Consider the following 23,275-nt stretch of genomic DNA (forward strand, 5'->3'; position numbering starts at 1 on the left):
CCCGTCCCCGCCCACCAGATCAGCTGGCGCTGGGGGATGGAGTGGGTGAAGGGCTCGGGGTGGGCGTAGGCTGGCCGGGGTTCGTGGACAGCGCGTTGGCCTGCTCGATCAGGCTCTGCGCGGCCTGGATGTCCTTCTGGTACGTGCCCAGATCGCCGGCCTTCAGGGCCGCATCTGCCGCCTGGAAGAGCTGCACGGCCTGCGCCAGCAACGCCGCCACCTGCTTGTTGATGGGTCCGGTGCCCCCACCGGAGGGCGGCGTCGGGGGCGCCTGGTTGAAGGAGTCCGCGATGGCGTCGGTCAGGTTGTTGCCGAACCCGACCGACCCCCCGTGGACCACGAGCACCCGTTTCAGCTCGGGGAACGACCCCGACTGGGCCCCCTGCACGAATACCGGATCCACGTACAGGAAGCCGTCCCCGATCGGGATCACCAGGAAGTTCCCGAACACCAGGTTCGAGCCCTGCTGGCTGACCAGCGTGCGGAACGACGAGAAGTTCGGGTTCGAGTTGATCCGGTTGAAGATCTGTAACGGCCCGTCGACGTTCGTCCCGGAGGGGAACTCGAAGCTCACCAGCTGCCCGTAGCTCTGGGGGTCCGAGCGGGCGGCCATCCACGCCACCATGTTGTTCCGCTCGGCCGGGGTGAACGGCAGGATCAGGGAGAACTCCTCGGTGCTGTTCCCCGGCAATGCCGTGACCACGTAGTACGGGCGCAGGGCCGAGCCCGTCGAGCCGGCGCTGATGGTGGTGTTGGGGTCCGTGGCGATGGCCCACGCGTCCTGGTTGCCGTAGAAGACGGTGGGGTCCAGGACGTGGTACCGGGCGAACTGGTTGGCCTGGACCATGAGCAGGTCCTCCGGGTACCGGAAGTGGGCCTGGAGGTCCGCCGAGGCCTGGCTGAACGGCGTGAACAGGTCCGGGAACGCGTTCTCCCACACCTGGATGATGGGATCGGTCGGGTCGGCCACGTAGTACTTCATCTGGCCGCTGTAGGCGTCCACGACCACCTTCACCGAGTTCCGCATGTAGTTGACCTGGCCGGACAGGTCGCTCTGGGTGGCGCTCCCCAGGCTGATCCGCTGCGAGTACGGATAGTTGTTGGTCGTCGTGTAGGCGTCCTGGATCCACACCAGCCGCCCGTCCACGATCGCCGCGTACGGATCCGCGTCGTACTGGAGGAACGGCGCGGCCTTCGGGATCCGTTCCTGGATGTCGCGGAAGATCATGATCCGGCTGTCGCCGGTGACCAGGCTCGAGATCAGCAGGTTCACGTCCTTGTAGCGCCACGCGAACAGCAGCCGGCCGAAGAACCCGCCCATCTTGATCCCGCCCGGGCCGGTGTATTGCGGCGCGGTCTGCTGCGCCGAGTCCTTCTGGAAGTCCAGCTCCTTCACGCCCGAGTCCACCAGCACGAACGGGACATCCTCGCGCTCGCCGTAGTACACGCGGTTCCCGAGGCCGTTCAGGTGGAGCTGGCCCTTGGGCGGGACGTCCTGGAGGATGAAATCGGGCTGGCCCTCGGTGGTGGCCGTGTTGACCTGGCTGGCCACCGCGCCGTACCCGTGCGTGTACACGAGGTGCCGGTTCTGCCACGTCCCGGCGTTGCCGGGGATGCCGTTCTGGCTGACCTCCCGCGCCGAGATCATGACCATCCGCTGGGCGTTGCCGAGCTGATACCGGTCCACGTCCACGTCCTGGAACTCGTAGTACTGGCGGATCCGCTGGAGCTGGTCGTAGTTGTCCTTGAGGATGGGGACGGGCTGCCACAGCCGGATGTTGGACACGGTCGTCTCGTTCGACGTGACCTCCGTCGACGTGAGGTCCGGTGACGGCGTGATGTCCTGGCTCTGGATCTTCCGTAACTGGAACGCCACCCGGGTGGAGTGGATGTTTCGGGCGATGAAGGGCTCCTCCCGCTGGAGCTGCTGCGGCGCAACGGAGAAGCGCTGGATGGCCGCCGGGAAGATCCCGCCCGCCACGACGGAGGCCAGCACCAGCAGCCCCAGCGCGATGGCCGGCAGCGCCCATCCCCGGAACCGGATGTTCACCAGGAACGCCACCGCGCAGCCGATGGCGATGAACACCAGCAGGGTCAGCGCGGGCAGTTGGGCGTGGACGTCGGTGTAGGAGGCCCCGGTGCCGACCCCGCGCCCGGACACCACCAGGTCGAAGCGGCCCAGCCAGTAGCCCCACGCCTTGACCAGGACGATCAGCCCCAGCAGGACCGATAGATGCGACTTCACCTGCGGCGTCACCCGCTCGCCGGTGGCCTGGAGGCGGATGCCGCCCCACAGGTAGTGGGCGATGGCCACGATGACGGTGATCCCGACCAGTGCCGAGAACAGCCACCCCTGGACGAAATGCAGGAACGGCAGCTTGAAGATGTAGAACGCCGGATCCTTGTGGAACTGGGGGTCCACGGTGTGGAAGGTCACCCCGCCCGAGTGCCGCCACAGCAGGAAGTTCTGCCACTCAGACGATGCGCCGATGCCCACGAACAGGGCCACCAGCGCCGAGAAGGCAGGCAGGATCCACTTGACGTAGGGCTCCACCGCCACCCGGTAGCGCTCGATGACCTCCTGCTCCGGCGTGAACACCCGGAACGGCGGGGTCAGGCGGCGGACGATGAGCAGGTTGGCAAACACGACGGCGAAGAACACCACGCCGAACACCAACCCCAGGACGACCTTCGACCAGAAGATGGTCCAGAAGACGCTCGAGAAGTGGACTTCCCGGAACCACAGGAGGTCCACGTAGAAGCCAGACAGGACGTTCAGGGCGATGATGACCAGGACGACGGCCACGCCGAGGGCGATCAGCCACCGTCGTCTACCCCCCCGGATCGCCTGCGCCACGTTCCCTCCGCCCTCGCGGGCGCTCAATGTATCACCGGTGCCCGCGCTTCCCCGTCCTCACGAGCCGCCCCGGAGGTAGGCCAGGGCGTCCTGGAACCGGTCCACCGGGACCAGGGGGAGCTTCCCGGCCACCTCCCGAGCGTCGGCCAGGTTCCCCCGTGGAAGCAGGAACACCGTGGCCCCCGCGGCCTTGGCGGCGGCGATCTTCAGCTGCACCCCGCCGATGGGCACGACGGTGCCGTCGAGCTCGATCTGGCCGGTCCCGGCGATGGTGCGGCCGCCGGTGAGATCGCCAGGGGTCAGCAGGTCGTACAGGCCGAGCGCCCACATCAGGCCGGCCGACGGCCCCCCGATGTCGCCGCTCGAGATGGTGATGGGGAAGGGGAAGTTGGGCACGGTGGTAATCCCCACCAGACGCCGCCCCGCGCCCTGGCACCGGCGCGGCGTGATCGGGACCGGGAAGGTCCGCCCCGAGACCTTCACCAGGAACCGGACCGGCGTGCTGCCGGGCGTGGCCCGGATGATCCGCCCCAGGGCGTCGGAGTCCGGCACCGGCTTCCCGTTCACCGCCACCAGCAGGTCGCCCGGGAACAGTTTCCCGTCCGCCGGGCACCCGTCCCCCACGCTCTCCACCAGCAGGCCCTGGCCGTGGGACTTCGGGTACCCGGCCAGCCGGGACAGCACCACCACGGCCGCGTCGATCTTGCTCTGGTCCATCTGGGAGACCGACCGCCGGGTCGCCTCCTGGCTGGACTCTCCCGGGGGGATGAGCACGTCCTCGGCCACCACGTTGCGGGCGGGGTCCAGCCACGCCCCGATGGCCTGGAAGGCGTTGACCGGGGTGAACCCGACGGAGGTCAGGATGAAATGGCCGCGAGAGGGGAACTCGTCGTGCCCGGAGATGCGGATGAGCGGCTCCACGTCGCGGGCCGGCCCGGGACCCTCGGCGAAGTAGGGCAGCGACACCGACCACAGGGCCGCCAGGAGGGCGGCGACGGGCACGAGGGCGGCCAGCTTGCGGTTCATGGACCGGCCCATCGTACGGGACGTCCCGCCCCAACCGGGGGTCGCGGTCCGGTGCCCGTTGACGCACAATGTCGCCCCATGGTCGCTGTGGTGGTGGGCGTGTTGGCGGTCGCGGCCGTCGCCTCGACCGCCGTGGCGTGGCACGTGGCCTCGCCTCCCACGGGCTCGAGCGCCCGGCGCCGGAGGATCCACGTGGAGGAGCTCCGGGGGTGGAGCCTGTCCCGCGCGGCCGCGGTTTCCGGAGGGCCGCCGCCGCTGGATTTCGACGTGTGGCTGCGGGCGGAGGAGCGGCCCACCACGATGTGGCGGCGGGTCCTCAGGCTCCTGGGACTGGTGGTGCTGCTGGCCGCGGCTGCGGGGGCCCTGGCCGGGACGGCGGTCGGCGTGGCCCGGCTGGCCGGGATGGAGCTGGCCCGGTTCGTGGGCCGGTAGCTCGCACCGACCGAGCGGCTCCTTTCAGGCGCCCCGGGTGAACAGGAATGCCGACCGGTAGTCCGACAGATGGTCGAGCATCCGCCCGGCCCCCAGCACCACCGTCTCCAGGGGCTGCTCGGTGAGGTGGACCGGGACCTCGCACTCCTTGGCCAGCCGGACGGCCAGGCCGTGCAGGAGGCTTCCTCCCCCGGTCAGGAACATCCCGGTCTCCAGCACGTCGTGGGCCAGCTCGGGCGGGGACTGGGCCAGGGTGTCGCGGGTGGCCTCCACGATGCGCTGGACCGATTCCGAGAGGGCCTCGCGCACCTCCTCCTCGCTGACCTCGACCTCCTTCGGCATCCCGGTGGCGAGGTCGCGGCCCCGGACCTGGGCACCGGGCAGGCCGGGCGTGGGGTAGGCCGAGCCGATGGCCATCTTCATCTGCTCGGCGGTCCGCTCCCCCACCGCGATGCCGTAGACCTTCCGGACGTGCTGCTGGATGGCGGCGTCCATGTCGAACCCGCCCACGCGGATGGCCTTCCCGGTGACGATGCCGCCCATCGAGATGACGGCCATCTCGGAGGTCCCCCCGCCGATGTCCACGATGAGGTTGCCGATGGGCTCGTGGACCGGCAGGCCCGCGCCGATGGCCGCCGCCAGCGGCTCCTCGACCAGCGCCACCTCCCGACCACCGGCGCTGCGGGCGGCCTCCTTCACCGCGCGTCGCTCCACCTCCGTGATGGCCGAGGGGACGCAGATCAGGACCCGGGGCCTGGGGAACCGGCTCACGCCGACCCGCTTCAGGATCAGCCGGATCATGTGCTCGGTGATGTCGAAGTCGGTGATGGCCCCGTGCCGGAGGGGCCGCATCGCCACCACGTTCCCCGGGGTCCGCCCGATCATCTCCCACGCGTCGTCGCCCATGGCCAGGACGTCGCCGGAGCGCGTGTTCAGCGCGATGACGGTGGGTTGGTCGAACACGATGCCCTCGGCCTGCCGGTACACGAGGGTGTTCGCCGTGCCGAGGTCGATCGCCAGGTCGCGACCCAACTAGCTGCCCATCACCCAGTGCGACTCGCCGGAGGTGAGGGCTTCCTTCTTCCAGATCGGCGCGTCTTCCTTGATCCGTTCGATGCCGTGGCGGCAGGCCTCGAACGCCTCCGCCCGGTGGGGAGCCGAGCAGGCCACCACGACCGACGCCTCGCCCACGTCGAGGGGGCCGGTGCGATGCAGCAGGGCGACCTTGCGGACGGGCCACTTCTCGAGCATCTCCCCGGCGACCTCGGCCAAGCGGGTCTCCGCCAGCTCGGCCCAGGCCTCGTAGCGGAGGCCGGTCACGTCGCCGGCGGCGGAGTGGTCCCGGACCGTGCCCAGGAACAGGCAGGTCCCGCCGGCGCCGGGGTCGGACACGAAGGCCAGGGCACCCCCGGCGTCGAGGGCGTCGGCGGTGATCCGAACGAGAACCCGGTCGTCCATCGGCCCATTGTACGGACGAGTCGCGAATGGCCGATCGAACTGGTCCTGGGGAGACCAGACCGCGCCCCTAGCGGCGAGGAACGTGCCCGCCGGGTTCGGCAGGTCCTTGGGGACTATCGGTTCAATCCGTGGGAGCGTTCTCCTTCCAGTGCAGAGGCAAAGACCTCGATCGCGGGCGACCTCACGCGTGAGCGTTTCGAAATCCCGACGCTTGCTCGCCCAAGCGGCCGCTAGACCCAGGCCGTCCCGGCTGACGCGCCACCTGCTCGTGGCCGCTGCCCTTCGCGAAGCCCTGACCCACGACCCGATCGTCGTCGGTGGTACCGCCGAGGTGTACTGGACGTCCGCCGAGTACCACGAGCCTGACCTCGACATCTGCGTTCCACTCACGGAATCAGACCGCAAGACGCTTGGCTCGCTGGGCTTCGAGCTGGAGGGGCGGCACTGGTACCACCCGAAAGCGCAGGTCGCGGTCGAATTCCCCGACTCACGGATCGATGGAATCGAGAGGCGGACGGTGGAGACGCCCGTAGGGTCCGGCAGGGCCAGACTCATCGGCTTGGACGACCTTTACTTCGACCGCCTGAAGCAAGCGACCATCAACGAGCGTCGCGAGGAAATCGAGTTCCAGTCGGCTCTCGCGGTGGCCGCGGCGAACCTGGAGGCCATTGATTGGACCTATGTGTCAGCGCGGATACGACGAGTGATCGAGACCGATCGCCCGCTCGGTGAACCGATGAGGCGGCTCGACTCCAGGATTCGTCGGCGTGCTCGGCAGCGACTCTCGGAAAACCCGAGCCGTTACCGTGGCCGCCGGAATCATCGTGAACCCGTTCTTCTTATCCCTAGTGACTGTTTGAGACAAAGGTAGGCGCCTACACGATGAGTGAGTCTGTCGGGTTCCAGGGTTTGGGTAGGCCCTCCAAAGGGTACAGCCCCGTCGGCGATCCCGATAGAAGGGAGTTCCTGATGGAACTTGTTCGGCGGTGCCTACGCTCCGCTCTCGTACTTCTTCTGGGCGTGGCTCTGCCGCTCGCAGCTAGAACTCCTCTGGTTCATGCAGCTGCGGGCGACCCGGTCATCTTTACTGGCCAACTGCTTGTCGGGAGCGCCTCCCCTCCGGCGGTCGTGGTTGATAGCCAGGTTTTTCTGTTCCTGCTTCCGTATCCCGGCGATGCGCCTGCAATTGGATCTGAGCAATTGCTTCCCTTAGTAGTGTCTACTTCCACCGATGAAGAGGGTAACTTTGAGCTCGCCACGCCTCAAACGCCGGAACTTGCGAGCGAGGCCGCCTCAAATGGTGGCTGGGACAACTTCTTCCTGGCGGGAGTGAGCAAGGTCAAGATCAATGGTATTACGGAGTCGCATCTGTATCATGTCGTCTTCACTTCCTTCTTCACCGGCTCAAGCTGGGATACACCCTTCGATGTCCCAGATCCCACCCTTGGACAGGGGTGCGACACTCTGACGGAATGTGACGTCGTGGTCCCGGGCCCCCGAGTTGGTCCCCAGAATCAAATCCTCATTCCACCGGATGCCCAGGTTCCCACCCTGACTTTCGATCAGCTGGTGCAGTCGATAGCGACGGACTGTAGCCGCCACTTTATCGCGAACCAGGGAGCTCAGACAGTGGTTGGGGAGATCCATACGGCGGGCGACATTAGCTACGCCCAGCTGACTTATGGCCCCACGGCTGACACCTATGTCAATGCACTGGACTGCAAAGCGGACAGCGACTGCGGGAACCAGAATAACTGGGCTATCGAACCATCACAGGTCCACGTCGGCACCAACGCGGGAGCAACCGTCCTTCGCAAGGTAACGACAGACAATTGGGGCCATCGCATCCGGTCGGGTTTCAACTACACGGAGTACTACTGGGGAGGCGGCTGTCAGCCGTACAATCTTTATGAGATCGTCCCGACTAATTGGACGCAAGGCATGACGGATGGAAGCGACAACTCGAGTTTTGACCACCAGTGTACCAGCACGTATTCACAATACGTCTCGAAGTTCGGTTCTGGGACGGCATATTATCGGTCTGCAAACCAATACGTCACCTTCTTCTTCGCGGCCACCTTGTCTACGCTTGCGGGAGGGAAAACCACGAACGCCCACAGCGGCCTGTCGCCTAACGTCGATGTGCAGTGGCACTTCGGCTCGAACGATCACGACCACTATCTTTGCGGTAACGACGCTCACATCGATAGTTCTCACCGAATCTTCGCTGGGGCTTAAGGTTGCGCCTCCGCCGGCGTCTGCTTCCGGCTATGGTGCTCGCAGTGGTCGCTGTCTCAGATATGGCGTGTGCTAGTGGCGAGAGTCCGATCCGACGAAGCTCATCGGCTGGGCATGCCGACCCGCTCTACTGCAAAGCGTGCCAGCCACAAGGCGGCACGATCCTGGCCAATATTCATCAGCCCGTTTCGGTCGGCCTCCTCATCCTGCGCAACTTCGGGCAATCCCCAGTCAGCGTCTCTGCTGTGGACCTAGTGGCGCGTTCCCCCGGTTTGCAAGTCTTGGGCGTACGGTTCGTCTCCGCCAACGGGCCGACGACTGGGATCGAGCCCGGCTTCCCGCCACCCGGCCTCGGTCCATCATCCGCGATCGCTGATTTTGGGGAGCGGATCCTTCCCTTCGGGACTTCACGCCAGCAAGAAGAAGTCATCATTGGTCTGACCGCTACTCGGGCGGGGGTGCTAGGGTTTGGAGGACTGGTGGTCGCCTATAGCGACGGAACCACCCAGTACCGCACCCCGTTTTCCATTTCTTTCGCTATCTGTGCTCCCAAAGCCCGATTTAGCGACGCTTCTCCGGGCATATGCAAGCCACCGGGATTCGACTGAGGCCCCCCCTAGCGGCGGGAGTGGCTCCCCCCGGTCAAGCGGCTCCAAGATGCGGCCGAACTCCTCCGATCTACACCAAAGGCGGGTGGCCGGCCAACCGCGATGTCCGGGAAACCCGTGACCGTGGCCTGATGGGGGCCGGCCGAACGTCGGTTGCCTCCTAGAATGGGTCACGTGGACGAGCCGGAGCCGCCGAAGCCTCCCGAGGTGCCGCTGGGGGACGTGTTCTCGGAGATCCCCCTGTTCCGGGAGATCCAGCGGGTCCTGCTGTCGGGGACCGGCCCGGTCAACTGGGAGCTGGCCCGGCAGGTGGCCATCGCGGTGGCCAGCTGGGGAACCGACGACCCGCCGCCCACCGACGAGGACCGCAGCGGGTTCGAGGACACCGTCCGCGCGGCCGAGCTGCACGTGGCTGAGCTGACCGGCCTCCCCTCCCCCCCGGAGGTCGCCACGGTGGAGGTCCAGCGCCGCTCGCAGTGGGTCGAGGCCAGCATCCGGGGCCTCCGCGAGCTGATCGAGCCGGCCGCCACCCGAATGAGCGAGTCCTTCTCGAAGCTCCAGCAGGACCAGCTTCCGGCGGAGATGGGGGGGCAGTTCGCCGGCGCGGCCGCGATGCTGGGCCCGCTCTCGGCGCTGCTGCTCGGGGTCCAGACGGGGACCGTGCTCGGCACCATCGGCCAGCGAGCCCTGGGACAGTACGACGTGGCCCTCCCCCGCCCGGGACCGGGCACACTCCAGTTCGTGGTGCCGAACATCGCCCGGTTCGAGCAGGAATGGAGCCTGCCGCCCCTCGAGTTCCGGGCCCGGGTGGCCGTGCACGAGGTCATCCACCATTTCGAGTTCGCCCGCCCCTGGGTCCGGGGCCACCTGGTGGGCCTGGTCCGCGACTACGCCTCCACGTTGGACCTCGACCTGGGCGGCCTCCAGGAGCGCCTGGAGCGGATGGACATCTCCGACCCCGAGGCCCTCCAGGGGCTGTTCCAGTCCGACGAGGGCCTGTTCGGGCCGGTGATGGACGACGAGCAGCGCCTCAAGCTGGCCCGGATCCAGTCGTTCGTCATCGCCGCCGAGGGCTACGGCGACCACGTCACCTCGCAGCTGGGTGCCAGGCTCCTGGGCTCGGAGTCGCAGATCGGGGAGGCGCTCCGGCGCAGCCGCGAGGGCGAGAGCGACGACCCGGTGTTCGAACGGCTTCTGGGGATCGAGATGAAGCGGGACCAGTACCGGCTGGGCACCCAGTTCTGCGACACGGTGGTCGAGCTGACCGACGAGGCCACGCTGGCCCGGATGTGGGACTCGGCGGAGAACCTCCCCTCCCTCCCCGAGCTGGAGGAGCCGCGCCTCTGGCTGGCCCGGGCGGCCTGACGTAGCATCCCGGACATGCCGGGCGACTTCGCGACCACCGTACGGCCTCGGGTCGAGGCGCAGCTCGACGCCGGGGAGTCGCTCCAGGGCCTGGTCGCCGCGACCCAGCAGAAGACCTTCAGCGGCCAGCTGTACGCGATCGCCGTGACCGACCGGCGGCTGCTCCTCGTGCCGCTCGACCGCCGGCTCCAGCCGAAGGGTGATTCCCTCTCGATCACGGCGCAGTCGCTGGCCTCGGCCGACGTCGACGGCGCCGGCGGCGGGTGGTGGACGGCTCCCGAAGCGATCCTGGACGAGGCGGCCCTCACCCTGCGGATGCAGACCACCGACGGCGAGAAGTTCAAGCTGATGATGATGAAGGGGACCGGGTTGCTGGGCGGGCTGGGCGGTGGGCAGGCCCAGAGCGACGGCATCCTGGCCCTGGCCGACTGGATGCGGCGGAACCTGGGCGACCGCACCGCCTGAGCCTCGACTATCCTTCCTCCCGATGCCGCTCGGTGAGCTCGTGTTCGCGAACCTGGTGGACCTGCGGGTCTACCAGGGCCAGGGCCGGGACGGCGCGCCGGGGATCTACGTGGTGTCGCTCCCCGGTCGGGCCCTGCCGTTCGTGGCCTACCGGGCCTGGAAGGTCCCCACCGGCTTCGTCGGCGAGGAGATCCGGCTGACCGCGCCCTCCGGAGTCGTGGCCTACCGGTGGGGGCCCAACATCCGGCGCATGGTGGGGGCCATGGACCTCACCGTGGAGACCGACGTCATCGAGGACGCCGTGCTCTCCGAGGCCGGGGCGTACCTGGCGTCGTTCATCCTGGAGGACCAGGTCCTCGGCGAGGTCGAGGTGCGGGTGTACCTCCAGTCGGCCCCCGCCACCCTTCCCAAGCACGTCGAGGACGGCCTGAAGCGGTCCGACGTGATCTGGGTGGGCGTTGAGGGAAGCAACGGGCAGCGACCGAAGACCATCCCGGCCTGGTTCGTGTACCGCCAGGGGAGGATCTACCTGGTGTCGCAGCTGGAGCCGGGACCGAACGAGCAGACCGTTCCCGGCGTGCCCGGTGCCTCCGAGCTGGTGGTGATCACCAGGCGGAAGGGCCGCGACACCTCGCTCGACCGGTTCCACGCCAGCGTGCGGGTCCTGGAGCCGGGCCAGCCGGAGTACGACCAGGCCATCAAGCTCCTGGCGGACCGGCGGCGGAGCCGGTTCGGGCCACCGGAGGAATCCATCGCCCGATGGCGGCAGTCCTGCGTGATCGCGGAGCTCACGCCGGTCGTCTCCGTCTGAGCCTTACCGGGCCCCCACGGCGGCAGCGGGCAGTCCCTTTTCGTCGGCGCGCTCGGCCGGGGTGGTGACCGGCCGTCCCAGGGCCCGGGCCAGCGCCGACAGCTCGGCCACCAGCCCGATCAGGTCGTCCGGGGTGAGGGCCTGGGGGCCGTCGCACAGGGCCTCGCTCGGTGAGGGGTGCACGTCCACCATGATCCCGTCGGCCCCGGCCGCCAGCGCGGCCCGGGCCATGGCCGGCACCAGGTCCCGCCGGCCGGTGGCATGGGACGGGTCCACGATGACCGGCAGGTGGGTCTCCAGCTGGGCCACGGCCATCCCGGCCAGGTCGAGGGTGTTCCGGGTGGACGGCTCGAACGTGCGGATCCCCCGCTCGCACAACACGATGTCGGAGTTCCCCTGCTGGGCGATGTGCTCGGCCGCCATGATCCACTCCTCCACCGTGGCGGACAGGCCTCGCTTCAGCAGGACCGGCCGCTGGGCCCGACCGACCTCCTTCAGCAACGAGAAGTTCTGCATGTTCCGGGTCCCGATCTGGAGCGCGTCCGCCACCTCGGCCACGTGCTCCACGTCCCGGGCCTCCATGACCTCGGTCACCACGGGAAGACCGGTCTCCTCGCGGCACTCCGCCAGGATGGCCAGGCCGTCGCGAGCCAGCCCCTGGAACGCGTACGGCGACGTCCTGGGCTTGTACGCGCCCCCCCGCAGGAGCGTGGCGCCGGCATCCCGGGCGGCCCGGGCCGAGGCCAGGGCCTGGTCCCGGTTCTCCACCGCGCAGGGGCCCGCGATGATCGCGACCCCGGCCCGACCCACCAGCGCGTTCCCGATCTGCACCGTGGTCAGGGCCGGGTGCAGCTCCCGGGCCACCAGCTTGTAGGGCTTGCCCACCTGGACCACGTGGTCCACGCCGGGGAGAGTCGACAGCGGCAGGGACAGGAAGGCCTCGGTGTCGCCGACCAGCCCGATGATCGTCCGGAACTTCCCGTTCACGACGTAGGCCTCCCCCGACGCGTCCTGCACCCGCATGACCACACGGAGGATGTCCTCCTGTTTGGCGTCGCTCCTCATCACCACGACCATCGCGACCTCCCGGTCCTCAGCGGGCCGGCCCCGGGAACGGAAGAACCCCGGGGGTTTGGCCCGGGGTCCCTGTCGGTGCTTCTGTTGGCAACAGGTGGCTACGCCGGGCCACGCCCCGCGAAATACCAGCCGCCAAAGAAGAACCGCTTCATCGTGGGCGGCATCTTGCCCGATCCGCCCGGATCGTGCAAGGCCTGCTCGGAACGAGATGCCGTCTCAGTACAGGTCCGAGCCCATCTGGTCGCCCTTCTCGGCCGTCCCCGGGATGTCCATCTGCGTCAGGGTGCCGATGCCCGCGGCGTTGAGGTCTCCGTTCACGACGTTGTAATAGGCGACGTAGAGCTCCCCCGCGTCCGGGATGCCCCCTTCGAACGGACCCAGGTCCTCCCCGGGGATCCCCACGGCGACGTCCGGCGAGTCGGCTCCGTTGAAGTTCCAGACTGCTACCGAGGCGCCGAACCGGTCTCCCGCCTCGATTCCGTCTCCGAAGGTCTCCTCGACCCCCCGGAACGTCGTCACCAGCCCACTGGAAGACCCGAACACGAAGTTGACGATCCCGGCGTCTGCCTGAGGCGTCCCCGTGGATGGGTCGAACAGGTCCTCGAGGGGCGCGCCCACCACCAGGTCGTCGACGGCGAACGTGCCGACCGCGTTGGTGTTGGTGTCCTGGTTGAGGTTGTTCGCCGCGAGCGCGGCACCGAACTCGTCGCCCGCCTCCGTCGGATCGAAGCTGAAATCTCCCTGAGTGACGAACTGGTTCCCGGACGTGATCAGTCCGCCGCCGAAGGACTGGTACAGGATGTTCACCGCTCCGGCGTCGGCCAGGTTCATGTCGGCGGCCAGGCTGAAGATGTCCTCGAAGGGCACCCCGACGGCGAGGTCCCTGGTGCCGTCGCCGTTGAAGTCCCCGGTCGTGAGCACGGCGCCGAACTGGTCCCCGGCCTCGGCCTGGTCTGCCACCGGGATGTTGCCGAGCACGGAGTCCTGGGTCCAGAACCGCGTGGCCTGGGTGGCATCGAGGCCGGCGTTGTTGGAGGAGGCGATGGTGTTGACCGCGCCCGCGTCGGCGATCGTCCCGACGTCCTCGCCGGGCACGCCCACGACCAGGTCGTCGGCGACGTCGCAGCACTCGATCCGAGCGGCGGTGAGCGCCGCTCCGAAGTGGTCGCCCACCTCCACCGAGTCGGGGATGTTGCCGCTGTCCTGCGTGAAGAACTGGTTCCCGGCCCCGATGAGGCCGCTGGACGAGCTGTAAAGGACGTTCACCGCACCCGCACCGGCTCGGTTGACCAGGATGCCGCTGAAGGTGATGACGGACTCCCCGGGGACCCCGATGGCGAGGTCCTCGTCTCCGTCGTGGTTGAAGTCCCCCCAGGTCAACGCGGAGCCGAACAGGTCGCCGGTCTCGGCGCTGTCCGCGATGGGCACACCGCCGATGGAGGAGTCCTGCGTGACGATCTGGGCGGCCGGGGTCACCAGGCCGGAGGGCGAGCCGAAGAACACGTTCACCTCGCCGGCATCGAGGACCGAGACGACGTCCTCGAACGGGATCCCCACGGCGAGGTCGGCGAACCCGTCGCCGTTGAAGTCGCCCGCCGCCAGGGCCGAGCCGAACCGGTCACCGGCCTCGGGCGGGTCCCCTCCTACCCTGGTCACGACCTGCGTGAGGAACTGCGCCCCGGTCGCGGTGAGGCCCTGGGAGGAGCCGTACACGACGTCGACGGCCCCCGCGTCCGGGATCGGCGCAGAGGCGGATCCCAGGTCCTCGAGCGGGACGCCCACGGCCTCGTCGGAGAACCCGTCCCCGTTGAAGTCGGCCCGAGCCACTCCCGCTCCGGAGTCGGCCAGGCACCGCGTGTCGCTCTTCTTGGGCCTGTTCTGGTCCGGGTTCTTCGGGCAGTCGGACTTCGACGTGGTCCCGGCATCCGAGCGCTTGTGCGGCGATGCCGCAACGGTTGGACCGATGACGAGCGCGACGAGCAGCGTGAAGACGACGAGCAGCGACAGCCGGCGCATTCCCCCACCCCCCTGGTTGGTGGCCGGACAGTAGCCCGTTGTTGCAACCAGGCGCAACGGGGCTCCCATTCGGCCATCGGGCGGTAGTAGCATCCGCATCGTGCCCCTCACGGTCGTCGACCACCCGCTGGCCGCGCACCTGTTGACCGCGCTCCGAGACCGGACGACCGCTCCCCCCATCTTCCGCACCCTGACCAAGCGCCTGACCCTGGCCCTGGTGCTCGAGGCCGTGCGGGGCATCGATACCCGGGAGGTCGAGGTCGAGACGCCGCTCGAACGAACGGCCGGGAGGGTGGTGGCCGGCGACCTGGTGGCCGTCCCCATCCTGCGAGCCGGCCTGGGCATGCTGGAGGCCGTCACCGAGCTGTTCCCGGAGGTGGCGGTGGGCTACGTGGGCCTGGAACGGGACGAGGCCTCCCTCCAGCCCAACGCGTACTACGAGAAGATGCCCCCGCTCACGGGCCGGCACGTGCTGGTGCTCGACCCCATGCTCGCGACGGGCGGCTCCGGGTCGGCGGCGTGCCGGGCGGTGCGGGCCGGGAGCCCCGCGGACATCCGGTTCGTGTGCGTGGTGGCCGCGCCGGAGGGCCTGGCAAAGATGGAGGCCGAGCACCCCGACGTCCCCATCTTCGCGGCGGCGCTGGACCGGCAGCTGAACGACCGCGGGTACATCATGCCGGGCCTGGGCGACTTCGGGGACCGGCTGTTCGGCACCGAGTAACCGAAGCCGCTTGACCTCACGTGCGCGTATCCAGGAGAGTATGCAGCCGTGCCGCGGGGCAGAGGCCGGGGGGCAGGCGGCTCGGGCCAATCTGGCTCTGAAGCCGTCGCTCCGGGGAAGGAGGGGAAGCGCCAATGAGACGTGCAGCTCGGGTCGTCTCGCTGATTGCAATCGTGGCCCTGATCGGGGCCGCGTGCAGCAAGAAGTCGACCACGACCACCAATGGGGCCAGTGGAACGACCGGAGGCAAGCCCGGTGCGGGGGTGAGCGTGTGCGAGGTCTCCGACTCGGGCGGCTTCAACGATAAGAGCTTCAACCAGACCGCCCACAAGGGCGTGACTGACGCCGAGTCCAAACTCGGCGTGACGGGCGTGTTCCTGGAGTCCAAGTCGGACCAGGACTACGTGCCCAACATCAACCAGTGCGTCCAGAAGGGCTCCAACCTCACGGTGACGGTCGGGTTCCTGCTCGGTGACGCGACTCAGGCCGCGGCCACCGCGAACCCGGACTTGAAGTTCGCCATCGTCGACTACGCCTACTTCGACAAGAAGGGCAACCTGGCGAACCCGCCGAACGTGGAGGGCCTGACGTTCCAGACCGACCAGGCCGCGTTCCTGGCCGGATACCTGGCCGCCGGCGTGACGAAGACCGGCACGATTGGGACGTTCGGAGGCATCAACATCCCGACGGTGACCATCTACATGAACGGCCTTGCCGCCGGGATCCTGGCCTACAACAAGGACAACGGGACGAGCGTCAAGCTCCTGGGATGGGACCCGGTCAAGCAGGACGGCACGTTCACCGGTGACTTCACCAACCAGGACAACGGGAAGCGCATCGCGGAGCAGTTCATCTCGCAGGGCGCGGACATCATCCTGCCGGTGGCCGGCCCGGTGGGCCTCGGGGCCGCGGCGGCGGCCCAGGACGCGGGCAACGTCATGATGATCGGCGTGGACACCGACCAGTTCATCTCGGCTCCGGAATACGCCAAGCTGTGGCTGGTCAGCATCGAGAAGCACATCGACACAGCCGTGTACACGGCCATCGACCAGGTCGTGAAGGGCGACTTCCCAGGCGGCACCAACTACCTGGGGACGCTCGAGAACGACGGCGTCGGGATCTCGCCGTTCCACAACTTCGACAGCCAGGTTCCGGCGGCCCTGAAGACCAAGCTCGACCAGCTGAAGGCGGGGATCATCGACGGGAGCGTCTCCGTCGACCCCGCGGACTACGCTGCGTAAGGGACGAGCAAGCGAGCCGAGGGGGGTGCCGGGCCAGGCACCCCCCTCTCTCGTTGACTGAGAAGAGGCGCCGTGAAACTGGAGCTTCGGGGGATCACCAAGCGCTTTCCCGGCGTGGTGGCGAACGAGCACGTCGACCTCACGGTGGAGCAGGGAGAGATCCACGCCCTGCTGGGCGAGAACGGCGCCGGCAAGACCACGCTCATGAACATCCTGTACGGCCTGTACCACGCCGACGAGGGCGAGATCCTGATCGACGGCGCCCCCGTCACGTTCGCGTCGCCCGGGGACGCCATCGCCGCCGGGCTGGGGATGGTCCACCAGCACTTCATGCTGGTCCCGGTGTTCACGGTGACCGAGAACATCATGCTGGGCGTGGAGTCCGTGGGCCGCTTCGGGCTCCTCGACCGGCGGGCGGCCCGCAACCGGGTCAAGGAGATCAGTGAGCGGTACGGCCTGGAGGTCCCACCCGACGCCATCGTGGAGGAGCTTCCGGTCGGCGTGCAGCAGCGCGTGGAGATCGTGAAGGCCCTATACCGCGAGGCGCAGGTTCTCATCCTCGACGAGCCGACCGCGGTGCTCACGCCACAGGAGACCGAGGACCTGTTCGCCGTCATGCGGTCCCTGAAAGGCGCCGGGAAGTCGATCATCTTCATCACGCACAAGCTGAAGGAGGTCCTGGCCATCGCGGACCGCATCACGGTCCTGCGGCGGGGCAAGGTGGTGGGGACGGCGAGGCCGGAGGGCTCCTCGGAAGAGGAACTAGCCTCCATGATGGTGGGCCGCACCGTCCAGCTCCGGGTCTCGAAGACCGAGGCGAAGCCGAAGGATCCCGTGCTCGAGGTGGACGGGCTGGTGGTCCACGACGACCGGGGCCAGCTGGCGGTGGACGGCGTCTCCCTGGACGTCCGGGCCGGTGAGATCGTGTGCGTGGCCGGCGTGCAAGGCAACGGGCAGACCGAGCTGGTGGAGTCGCTGACCGGCCTCCGCCCGGCAGCGGCCGGGTCAGTCCGGGTGGCGAGCCGCGAGGTCACCCGATCGTCGCCTCGGCACGTGCTCCACGCCGGCGTCGGGCACGTCCCGGAGGACCGGGTTCGCGACGGCCTCGTAGTGGACTTCTCCATCGCCGACAACCTGGTCCTGGACACCTACGACCAGCCGCCGTTCGCCCACGGGATCGTGCGCGATGACGACGCCGTCATGGCCGCGGCGAAGGAGCGCAAGGAGGCGTTCGACATCCGGGCGACGTCGCTGGAGCAGCCGGCGGCCACCCTGTCCGGGGGGAACCAGCAGAAGGTCATCGTGGCCCGCGAGTTCTCCCGGCCCATCCGCCTGCTGATCGCCAGCCAGCCAACCCGGGGCCTCGACGTGGGCTCGATCGAGTACATCCATCGCCGGATCATCGAGAAGCGCGATGAGGGCGTGGCCGTGCTGATCGTCTCGCCCGAGCTGGACGAGGTGCTGGCCCTGGCCGACCGCATCGCCGTCATGTACCGGGGCAAGATCACCGCCATCGTCCCCGGTGGCGAGGCGACCCGGGAGGGCATCGGGCTCCTGATGGCGGGGTCCCGCTCTGGCGCAGGGCCGGAGCCGCCGGAACAGGAAGCCGTGACCTCGTGACCGACGAACTGGAGACCAACGATCAGGGGAAGGATCCGGCCGACGACGAGGTCGAGCCGGAGGCCGATGAGCGGTCGAGCGGCGAGGTCAAGGCGACGCTGCCCGAGGGCACGCTGGGGGCCCTGACCGGCGTCGGGACTATGAAGGAGCCCTGGTACCGGGCCCTCCTCGTCCCGGCGCTGGCCGTGGTGACCGCGCTCTCCATCGGCGCGATCATCGTGATCTTCTCGGACCACGCCGCCCTGACCGCGTGGAGCTCGTTCTTCTCCGACCCCCTGGGCGCGCTGCGGGCCTCCGGCACGGCGGTCGCGAACGCGTACAGCGCCCTGTTCTCCGGCGCGCTGGGAAACCCCCGCCAGATCGTCCAGGCCATCCAGTCGGGCGACAGCCTCCAGATCGCCCGTGCCTTCGGCCCGCTGTCGGAGACCGTGGTCACTGCCACGCCGCTGATCCTGGCAGGGCTGTCCGTGGCGCTGGGGTTCCGGGCCGGGTTGTTCAACATTGGGGCGCAGGGACAGATCTCGGCGGGCGCGATCCTGGCCACCGTGGTCGGCATCGCCTTCGGAAGCCTCCCGGGGCCGATCCACCTGGCCCTCATCATCGCGGGGGGATTCGTGGGCGGCGCGCTGTGGGGCGCCATTCCCGGATTTCTGAAGGCCCGGACCGGGGCCCACGAGGTCATCACGACGATCATGCTGAACTTCGTTGCGGCCCTACTGATCGACTACCTGCTATCGGACGCCGGCGGCATCGGAAAGTTCTTCCGGCCCGAGGGCTCCAACACCCCGGTGGCCAGACCGGTCCTGGCCGCGTACCCGCACCTCGCGGGGGCGCACCTGCGCATCCACGCCGGCATCTTCGTGGCCCTGGGGGCGGCGGCGGCCGTGGCGTGGCTGCTGAACCGGACCACCATCGGGTTCCAGTTCCGGGCGGTCGGAGCGAACCCGGACGCGGCCAGGACCGCCGGCATGAGCCCGGCCTGGACCTACGTCGTGGCCATGGCCCTGGCGGGCGGTGTGGCCGGGCTGGCCGGGGCGAACCAGCTGGCCAGCGCCACGCCCGCGCTCTCGCCCGGGTTCGCGTCCGGTCTAGGCTTCACCGCCATCGCCCTTGCCTTGCTGGGGCGGTCCCGGCCGCTCGGCGTGGTCTTCGCGTCGTTCCTGTTCGCCATCCTTCAGGTCGGAGGACTGACCATGCAGGTCAACACCCAGATCCCGATCGACCTGGTCACCGTGATCCAGGCCCTGGTGATCATGTTCGTCGCAGCCCCGGCTCTGGTTCGCGGCATCTTCCGCATCAAGGCCCGGCGGGTGGCGGGCCCCGAGGCGTTCACGAAGGGATGGGGAGCATGAAGGGGTCCCGAGCATGAGCCTGGCCGCCACCGCCGCCGCACGGCCCATCTCCTCCCGCCGGGCGATGGTGACGGGGTTCGTCTTCCTGGCGGCGGCCGCGGTGATCGCCGTGGGGTTCGGGCTGGGGGCGCCCGCGGGCCTTCACTCGACGTTCGTCCTGAACCCGGTGCGGGGCTCGGTGGCGAAGGTGCCCAACATCGTCATCCCGTCGCGCGGCGGGGCCCTGGTCCTGGCCGCCGTGTGCGCGTTCCTGGGAGGCGTGCAGCTCACGCGGGGATTCGGCCGGCGCATCTACCTCGTGCTGGGTATCGTGGTGTTCCTGTTCGTGGCGGCCTTCCTGACGTGGGCGGACAGGGGGAACTCGCTCAGCCTGATCGGCCTGCTGGAAGGCACGCTCCACAGCGCCGTCCCCATCACGTTCGGCGCACTGTGCGGCGTGCTGTGCGAGCGCGCGGCGGTCATCAACATCGGTATCGAGGGCATGCTCCTCACCGCCGCGTTCACCGGTTCGGTCATCGGGAGCGTGGTCCACAACCTGTGGGCCGGCATGATCGCGGGTGCGCTCTCGGGCGGCCTCCTGGCGTGGCTGCTGGCCGTGCTGGCGATCCGCTACCGGGTGGACCAGATCATCGCCGGGACCTTCATCAACATCTTCGCCCTGGGTATGACGAGCTATCTCTCTGCGCGCGTCCTGGAGGCGAACAACTCGCTGAACGATCCGGGCCGGTTCAACGAGATCGCGATCCCGCTGCTGTCGAAGATCCCGGTCATCGGGCCGATCTTCTTCAACAACAACATTTTCGTCTACATCCTGTTCCTGATAATCATCGCCACGCACGTGGGTCTCTTCTACACGCGGTGGGGCCTGCGGGTCCGGGCCGTGGGCGAGCATCCTGAGGCCGCCGACACGGTCGGCATCCGGGTGCTGTGGACGCGGTATCGCAACGTGATCCTGGGCGGGATCGTGGCGGGGATCGGCGGGGCCTACTTCGTGCTCGGATCGGTGGGCCGGTTCGACGAGAACATGACCGCCGGACGCGGGTTCATCGGCCTGGCCGCCATGATCTTCGGCCGGTGGAGCCCGGTGGGGGCCTTCCTGGCGGCGCTGGTGTTCGGGTTCGCCGACTCGCTGCAGACCGCATTGTCCTTCCTGAACGTGGGGATCCCGTCGGACTTCTTGCTGATGCTGCCGTACCTGGTGACGATCGCCGTGGTGTCCGGCCTGGTCCGCCGGGCCCGCCCGCCCGCCGCCGACGGGAAGCCCTACATCAAGGGGTAGGCCCCGAGGCGGACGTGGCCGCGGTCATCAGGCATCGGGACCCGCGCCTTCGGCCCCGAGGTCCCTGAGGCGGGTCCGGGCCTGCTCGGCGAGCTGCTCGTTCCCGATCTTCTCCGCCTCCACCAGCGCCTCCTGAAGGAGCTCCGTGGCCTGCTGGCGCCGCATCGCGGCCAGCTTGTCCGTGGCGTACTTGAGCTTCTCGTCCGCCTTCACGATGGTCTCCCAGATGTCCTTGGGGTCCATGCCCTGCCCCTTTCCGCGCGATGCTGCGGACGTTACAGCGAGTGGCGGTGGCGTGGTCTAGTGTCTGCTCGCTCCTGGCCGTAGGAGCCGAAGGAGGCGTGGTGGACGAGGACGTGGCGGCGGGGCTCGACGAGCGGCAGCTCGACGCGCTGAAGGAGCGCATCCGGACCTCTCCATTCCATCAGTGGGCCGGCATGGAGCTGCTTTCCGTGGGCGACGGACGGGCGGAGGTCTCCATGCGCCTGGAGCAGCAGCACTTCAACCCGCAGGGAATCGTGCACGGCGGCATCATCGCGGCCGTCGCCGACACCTCCATCGGCCTGGCCCTTCGCTCCATGCTCCGGGCGGGGTTCACTCATCGAACGGCCCAGCTGAACGTGCATTTCCTGGCCAAAGGCGAGGGCGACCTGCTGGTGGGCAAGGGCCGCTCGATCCATCTGGGCCAGCGCATGGGCTACGGGGAGGCTGAGGTCATCGACGGCGGGGGGCGCCTGCTGGCCCGGGCCACCGCCACGTTCATCGTGCTCCCGGCGCCGGGCGCGTTCTAGGGACGGAAGAGCACGTGGGCCGGGACTCCAGCCCCGGCCCACAGTCGTTCAGGCTCTAGTAGTCGACGTCGAGGTCCTTCAGCGCGGCGGGGAGCTGGCCCAGCACGCCCTGGAGCTGCATCAGCTTCATGAGGTCACCGGAGACCCGGAGCTTGCCGCTCATGTACGCGGCCGTGCCGGTGAGCTCGTTCTTGGACAGCGCCGCCGCGGTGTCGTAGTCCTGCGTGATGGTGGCGTCGGGGTTGTCGATGTCGCCCATCCCCAGGTCGACGGCGCCACCTTCCAGCTTGAACCAGTACCGCTTCTCGCCATCCGGGTTGGTGACGACCTGCTGGATGCGGGCCGTCATGGACCCGGCCGCGGACTTCACGGAATCGTTCGACGCGAGCGCGTCCTTGACCGCCTGTGCCCACTCGTCGGACAGGAACTGCACACCCACGATGTGGCCTCCTTCCTCTGCTCGGACCGGGGCAGTATATCCGGACCGGTCCTGCGCGCTGACCGCCGGTCAGTCGGGCCCGTGCGCCGCGCTCTCCGCGGCCGGCTTCCGGGGCTTCGGCTCGAAGACCTGCGGGTCCGTGAGGTGGCGGACGTCGTTCAGGAACCGGACCCGCCTGGACGCGCCGGACGGGCGGGAGTCCCCCTCCACCACGACCGAGTTCACGGACGCGTTCTCCGGCAGGAAGAACATGTCCTGGTCCAGGGCGAGCAGGTGCCCGAGGTACGCGTTGATCACGCCGCCGTGGGTCACCATCAGGACGTCGCCCTCCGGGTGGCGTTCCAGGATCGCCTCCACCACGGTCACCACCCGCGTGCGGAGCTGCTCGCCGGTCTCGCCGCCCGGAGCCAGGCTGAACATGGCCTCCTGGTCCCGGAACTTCCGGGCCAGCTCCTCGTCCTCCGAGATGATCTCCTCGAAGGAGAGCCCCTCCCACGCGCCGACGAAGACCTCGCCCAGCTCCTCCTCGAAGATCGGCGTGAAGCCGGCCCGGGAGGCGTAGGGCTCGATGGTCTGGCGGCACCGGACGAAGGGCGAGGAGTACACCACCGGCGGGGCTTCCATGTGGACCAGGCGAGCGGCCAGGCGCTGGGCCTGCTGGAGCCCCCTCTCGCCCAGCGGTGGGTCCCATTGGCGGCCCCGGGGGGAGATCCGGAAGTCCCGGGACTGGAAATCGACGCGCCCGTGGCGGATCAGGTACAGGCGCCGGGGCCCGCTCACGTGCCGGCCCTCCCGGCCGGCTCGACCTCGGAGGTCGGTCCGTCGCGCACCGTGCGGCGCCGCCAGGTCCTGGCGTACGCCTCGATGTCCTCGCGGCGCCACACCCGCCCGGATGCCAATGCGACCACGGGCTGGGGGAAGGATCCCCGGGAGAGGTACGTGAAGATGCGGCGCTTGTCCCACCCCAGGATGGACGCCGCCTCGGCCACGCCGACCAGCTCGGGGGTCACCTCCACGGTGAGGGCGGCTCTCGGCCCGGCTACCTCGCGCAGCCGAGCCAGGCACGCGCCGCGGGAGGGGGCGGAGACGGTACCGGTCTCGGGGTCGTCGGCAAGACGGGCGCACCACCGTCCCCGCTCCTTCCACATGACGGCCCGAACTTCGCGACGGCGCCCTACGCTTCGTTCGTTCCGCGAGCGGGGAGGGCTGGAGGGCACCCCTTCACCCTACCGCGCCATCCCAGACTGCTTCTGCGGAGCGGGTGCTACGACGAGCGCTCTGCGGCGAACTCGACCGCAGCGCGGCTCGCGGACACGCCGCCGAACCAGTCCAGGGCCGGAGCGAGGTCCACCACGCTGCCCACGACCAGGGTGGCCGGCGCGCCGATGCCGGCGGCGACGGCCAGGGCCGGGAGCTCGGCCAGGGTGGCCGTGACCGTCCGCTGGCGAGAGGTCGTGGCCCACTCGATCAGGGCAGCGG

At 68.9% G+C, this 23,275-nt stretch carries 23 protein-coding genes; 12 read left to right on the forward strand and 11 right to left on the reverse strand.

Annotated features, from left to right (window positions below; genetic code table 11):
* Positions 1–19: 19 nt before the first annotated feature.
* Together M3Q23_11115 and M3Q23_11120 are read right to left on the reverse strand one after the other, a co-directional pair.
* The gene (locus tag M3Q23_11115) at positions 20–2,857 is read right to left on the reverse strand and encodes a UPF0182 family protein (GenBank protein ID MDP9342616.1); all 2,838 of its coding nucleotides are present in this window, start codon (positions 2,855–2,857) and stop codon (positions 20–22) included.
* A gap of 57 nt (positions 2,858–2,914) precedes the next feature.
* Positions 2,915–3,883, reverse strand: coding sequence for a PDZ domain-containing protein (locus tag M3Q23_11120; GenBank protein ID MDP9342617.1), 969 nt, complete (start codon positions 3,881–3,883; stop codon positions 2,915–2,917).
* 78 nt (positions 3,884–3,961) lie between these two features.
* Between M3Q23_11120 and M3Q23_11125 the strand changes: the two genes are divergently transcribed.
* Positions 3,962–4,315, forward strand: coding sequence for a hypothetical protein (locus tag M3Q23_11125; protein ID MDP9342618.1), 354 nt, complete (start codon positions 3,962–3,964; stop codon positions 4,313–4,315).
* A 24-nt stretch (positions 4,316–4,339) separates the two neighbouring features.
* Here the strand turns inward: M3Q23_11125 and M3Q23_11130 are convergent, their stop codons facing one another.
* Together M3Q23_11130 and M3Q23_11135 are read right to left on the reverse strand one after the other, a co-directional pair.
* Positions 4,340–5,347, reverse strand: coding sequence for a rod shape-determining protein (locus tag M3Q23_11130; protein ID MDP9342619.1), 1,008 nt, complete (start codon positions 5,345–5,347; stop codon positions 4,340–4,342).
* Positions 5,348–5,773 (reverse strand): molybdenum cofactor biosynthesis protein MoaE, encoded by a 426-nt coding sequence (locus tag M3Q23_11135; protein MDP9342620.1) that lies wholly within the window; start codon positions 5,771–5,773, stop codon positions 5,348–5,350. It abuts the gene before it with no gap.
* Between the two features lie 268 nt (positions 5,774–6,041).
* Between M3Q23_11135 and M3Q23_11140 the strand changes: the two genes are divergently transcribed.
* The 5 genes from M3Q23_11140 to M3Q23_11160 all read left to right on the forward strand — a co-directional run bounded on the left by M3Q23_11140 (position 6,042) and on the right by M3Q23_11160 (position 11,260).
* Positions 6,042–6,644, forward strand: a complete 603-nt coding sequence (locus M3Q23_11140; GenBank protein MDP9342621.1) for a hypothetical protein — start codon at positions 6,042–6,044, stop codon at positions 6,642–6,644.
* Between the two features lie 149 nt (positions 6,645–6,793).
* Positions 6,794–8,011, forward strand: coding sequence for a hypothetical protein (locus M3Q23_11145; GenBank protein ID MDP9342622.1), 1,218 nt, complete (start codon positions 6,794–6,796; stop codon positions 8,009–8,011).
* Positions 8,012–8,793: 782 nt separating this feature from the next.
* Positions 8,794–9,984 (forward strand): zinc-dependent metalloprotease, encoded by a 1,191-nt coding sequence (locus M3Q23_11150; GenBank protein ID MDP9342623.1) that lies wholly within the window; start codon positions 8,794–8,796, stop codon positions 9,982–9,984.
* Between the two features lie 15 nt (positions 9,985–9,999).
* Positions 10,000–10,449: a hypothetical protein gene (locus M3Q23_11155; GenBank protein MDP9342624.1), complete on the forward strand. Its 450-nt coding sequence runs from the start codon at positions 10,000–10,002 to the stop codon at positions 10,447–10,449.
* A gap of 22 nt (positions 10,450–10,471) precedes the next feature.
* On the forward strand, positions 10,472–11,260 hold the full coding sequence (locus M3Q23_11160) for a hypothetical protein (protein MDP9342625.1): 789 nt from the start codon (positions 10,472–10,474) through the stop codon (positions 11,258–11,260).
* A 3-nt stretch (positions 11,261–11,263) separates the two neighbouring features.
* On the opposite strand, the gene aroF is transcribed toward M3Q23_11160, so the two are convergent.
* Together aroF and M3Q23_11170 are read right to left on the reverse strand one after the other, a co-directional pair.
* Positions 11,264–12,337, reverse strand: coding sequence for a 3-deoxy-7-phosphoheptulonate synthase (gene aroF, locus M3Q23_11165; protein ID MDP9342626.1), 1,074 nt, complete (start codon positions 12,335–12,337; stop codon positions 11,264–11,266).
* Positions 12,338–12,553: 216 nt separating this feature from the next.
* The gene (locus M3Q23_11170; protein MDP9342627.1) at positions 12,554–14,353 is read right to left on the reverse strand and encodes an integrin alpha; all 1,800 of its coding nucleotides are present in this window, start codon (positions 14,351–14,353) and stop codon (positions 12,554–12,556) included.
* A gap of 97 nt (positions 14,354–14,450) precedes the next feature.
* Between M3Q23_11170 and upp the strand changes: the two genes are divergently transcribed.
* The 5 genes from upp (at position 14,451) to M3Q23_11195 (ending at position 20,566) form a co-directional block, all read left to right on the forward strand.
* Positions 14,451–15,074: a uracil phosphoribosyltransferase gene (gene upp / locus M3Q23_11175; GenBank protein MDP9342628.1), complete on the forward strand. Its 624-nt coding sequence runs from the start codon at positions 14,451–14,453 to the stop codon at positions 15,072–15,074.
* A gap of 134 nt (positions 15,075–15,208) precedes the next feature.
* On the forward strand, positions 15,209–16,315 hold the full coding sequence (locus M3Q23_11180; protein MDP9342629.1) for a BMP family ABC transporter substrate-binding protein: 1,107 nt from the start codon (positions 15,209–15,211) through the stop codon (positions 16,313–16,315).
* 72 nt (positions 16,316–16,387) lie between these two features.
* Positions 16,388–17,935 (forward strand): ABC transporter ATP-binding protein, encoded by a 1,548-nt coding sequence (locus M3Q23_11185; protein MDP9342630.1) that lies wholly within the window; start codon positions 16,388–16,390, stop codon positions 17,933–17,935.
* Positions 17,932–19,287 carry an ABC transporter permease gene (locus M3Q23_11190; GenBank protein ID MDP9342631.1) on the forward strand — a complete coding sequence of 452 codons (1,356 nt, stop codon included), beginning with the start codon at positions 17,932–17,934 and terminating at the stop codon, positions 19,285–19,287. Before M3Q23_11185 ends, M3Q23_11190 begins: the two co-directional genes overlap by 4 nt.
* 13 nt (positions 19,288–19,300) lie before the next feature.
* Positions 19,301–20,566: an ABC transporter permease gene (locus M3Q23_11195; GenBank protein MDP9342632.1), complete on the forward strand. Its 1,266-nt coding sequence runs from the start codon at positions 19,301–19,303 to the stop codon at positions 20,564–20,566.
* A 27-nt stretch (positions 20,567–20,593) separates the two neighbouring features.
* Here M3Q23_11195 and M3Q23_11200 read toward each other — a convergent pair whose 3' ends face one another.
* A complete protein-coding gene (locus tag M3Q23_11200) occupies positions 20,594–20,809 on the reverse strand; it encodes a hypothetical protein (protein ID MDP9342633.1) in 216 nt (71 codons plus the stop codon).
* 20 nt (positions 20,810–20,829) lie between these two features.
* Here M3Q23_11200 and M3Q23_11205 point away from each other — a divergent pair, with 20 nt between their 5' ends.
* Complete coding sequence (locus M3Q23_11205; GenBank protein MDP9342634.1) at positions 20,830–21,357, forward strand: PaaI family thioesterase; 528 nt, start codon at positions 20,830–20,832, stop codon at positions 21,355–21,357.
* A gap of 55 nt (positions 21,358–21,412) precedes the next feature.
* On the opposite strand, the gene M3Q23_11210 is transcribed toward M3Q23_11205, so the two are convergent.
* From M3Q23_11210 to M3Q23_11225, 4 genes are all read right to left on the reverse strand, one after another.
* Positions 21,413–21,796 (reverse strand): SCP2 sterol-binding domain-containing protein, encoded by a 384-nt coding sequence (locus tag M3Q23_11210; GenBank protein MDP9342635.1) that lies wholly within the window; start codon positions 21,794–21,796, stop codon positions 21,413–21,415.
* A gap of 69 nt (positions 21,797–21,865) precedes the next feature.
* On the reverse strand, positions 21,866–22,576 hold the full coding sequence (locus tag M3Q23_11215) for a histidine phosphatase family protein (GenBank protein ID MDP9342636.1): 711 nt from the start codon (positions 22,574–22,576) through the stop codon (positions 21,866–21,868).
* Positions 22,573–22,944 carry a hypothetical protein gene (locus M3Q23_11220; protein MDP9342637.1) on the reverse strand — a complete coding sequence of 124 codons (372 nt, stop codon included), beginning with the start codon at positions 22,942–22,944 and terminating at the stop codon, positions 22,573–22,575. Before M3Q23_11220 ends, M3Q23_11215 begins: the two co-directional genes overlap by 4 nt.
* Before the next feature lie 116 nt (positions 22,945–23,060).
* The coding region (locus M3Q23_11225; protein ID MDP9342638.1) for a uroporphyrinogen-III C-methyltransferase at positions 23,061–23,275 on the reverse strand (215 nt) is incomplete at its 5' end.

Source organism: Actinomycetota bacterium (assembly GCA_030774015.1).
In the GTDB taxonomy this organism is placed as follows: Bacteria; Actinomycetota; UBA4738; order UBA4738; family JACQTL01; genus JALYLZ01.

Excerpts from the sequence above, each read along its gene's own strand:
- M3Q23_11205 (MDP9342634.1), top strand. The coding sequence starts at position 20,830 with ATGCTGCGGACGTTACAGCGAGTGGCGGTGGCGTGGTCTAGTGTCTGC.
- M3Q23_11180 (MDP9342629.1), top strand. The coding sequence starts at position 15,209 with ATGAGACGTGCAGCTCGGGTCGTCTCGCTGATTGCAATCGTGGCCCTG.
- M3Q23_11125 (MDP9342618.1), top strand. The coding sequence starts at position 3,962 with ATGGTCGCTGTGGTGGTGGGCGTGTTGGCGGTCGCGGCCGTCGCCTCG.
- aroF (MDP9342626.1), bottom strand. The coding sequence starts at position 12,337 with ATGGTCGTGGTGATGAGGAGCGACGCCAAACAGGAGGACATCCTCCGT.
- M3Q23_11135 (MDP9342620.1), bottom strand. The coding sequence starts at position 5,773 with ATGGACGACCGGGTTCTCGTTCGGATCACCGCCGACGCCCTCGACGCC.
- M3Q23_11170 (MDP9342627.1), bottom strand. The coding sequence starts at position 14,353 with ATGCGCCGGCTGTCGCTGCTCGTCGTCTTCACGCTGCTCGTCGCGCTC.
- M3Q23_11160 (MDP9342625.1), top strand. The coding sequence starts at position 10,472 with ATGCCGCTCGGTGAGCTCGTGTTCGCGAACCTGGTGGACCTGCGGGTC.
- M3Q23_11200 (MDP9342633.1), bottom strand. The coding sequence starts at position 20,809 with ATGGACCCCAAGGACATCTGGGAGACCATCGTGAAGGCGGACGAGAAG.
- M3Q23_11220 (MDP9342637.1), bottom strand. The coding sequence starts at position 22,944 with ATGTGGAAGGAGCGGGGACGGTGGTGCGCCCGTCTTGCCGACGACCCC.
- M3Q23_11120 (MDP9342617.1), bottom strand. The coding sequence starts at position 3,883 with ATGAACCGCAAGCTGGCCGCCCTCGTGCCCGTCGCCGCCCTCCTGGCG.
- M3Q23_11155 (MDP9342624.1), top strand. The coding sequence starts at position 10,000 with ATGCCGGGCGACTTCGCGACCACCGTACGGCCTCGGGTCGAGGCGCAG.
- M3Q23_11195 (MDP9342632.1), top strand. The coding sequence starts at position 19,301 with ATGAGCCTGGCCGCCACCGCCGCCGCACGGCCCATCTCCTCCCGCCGG.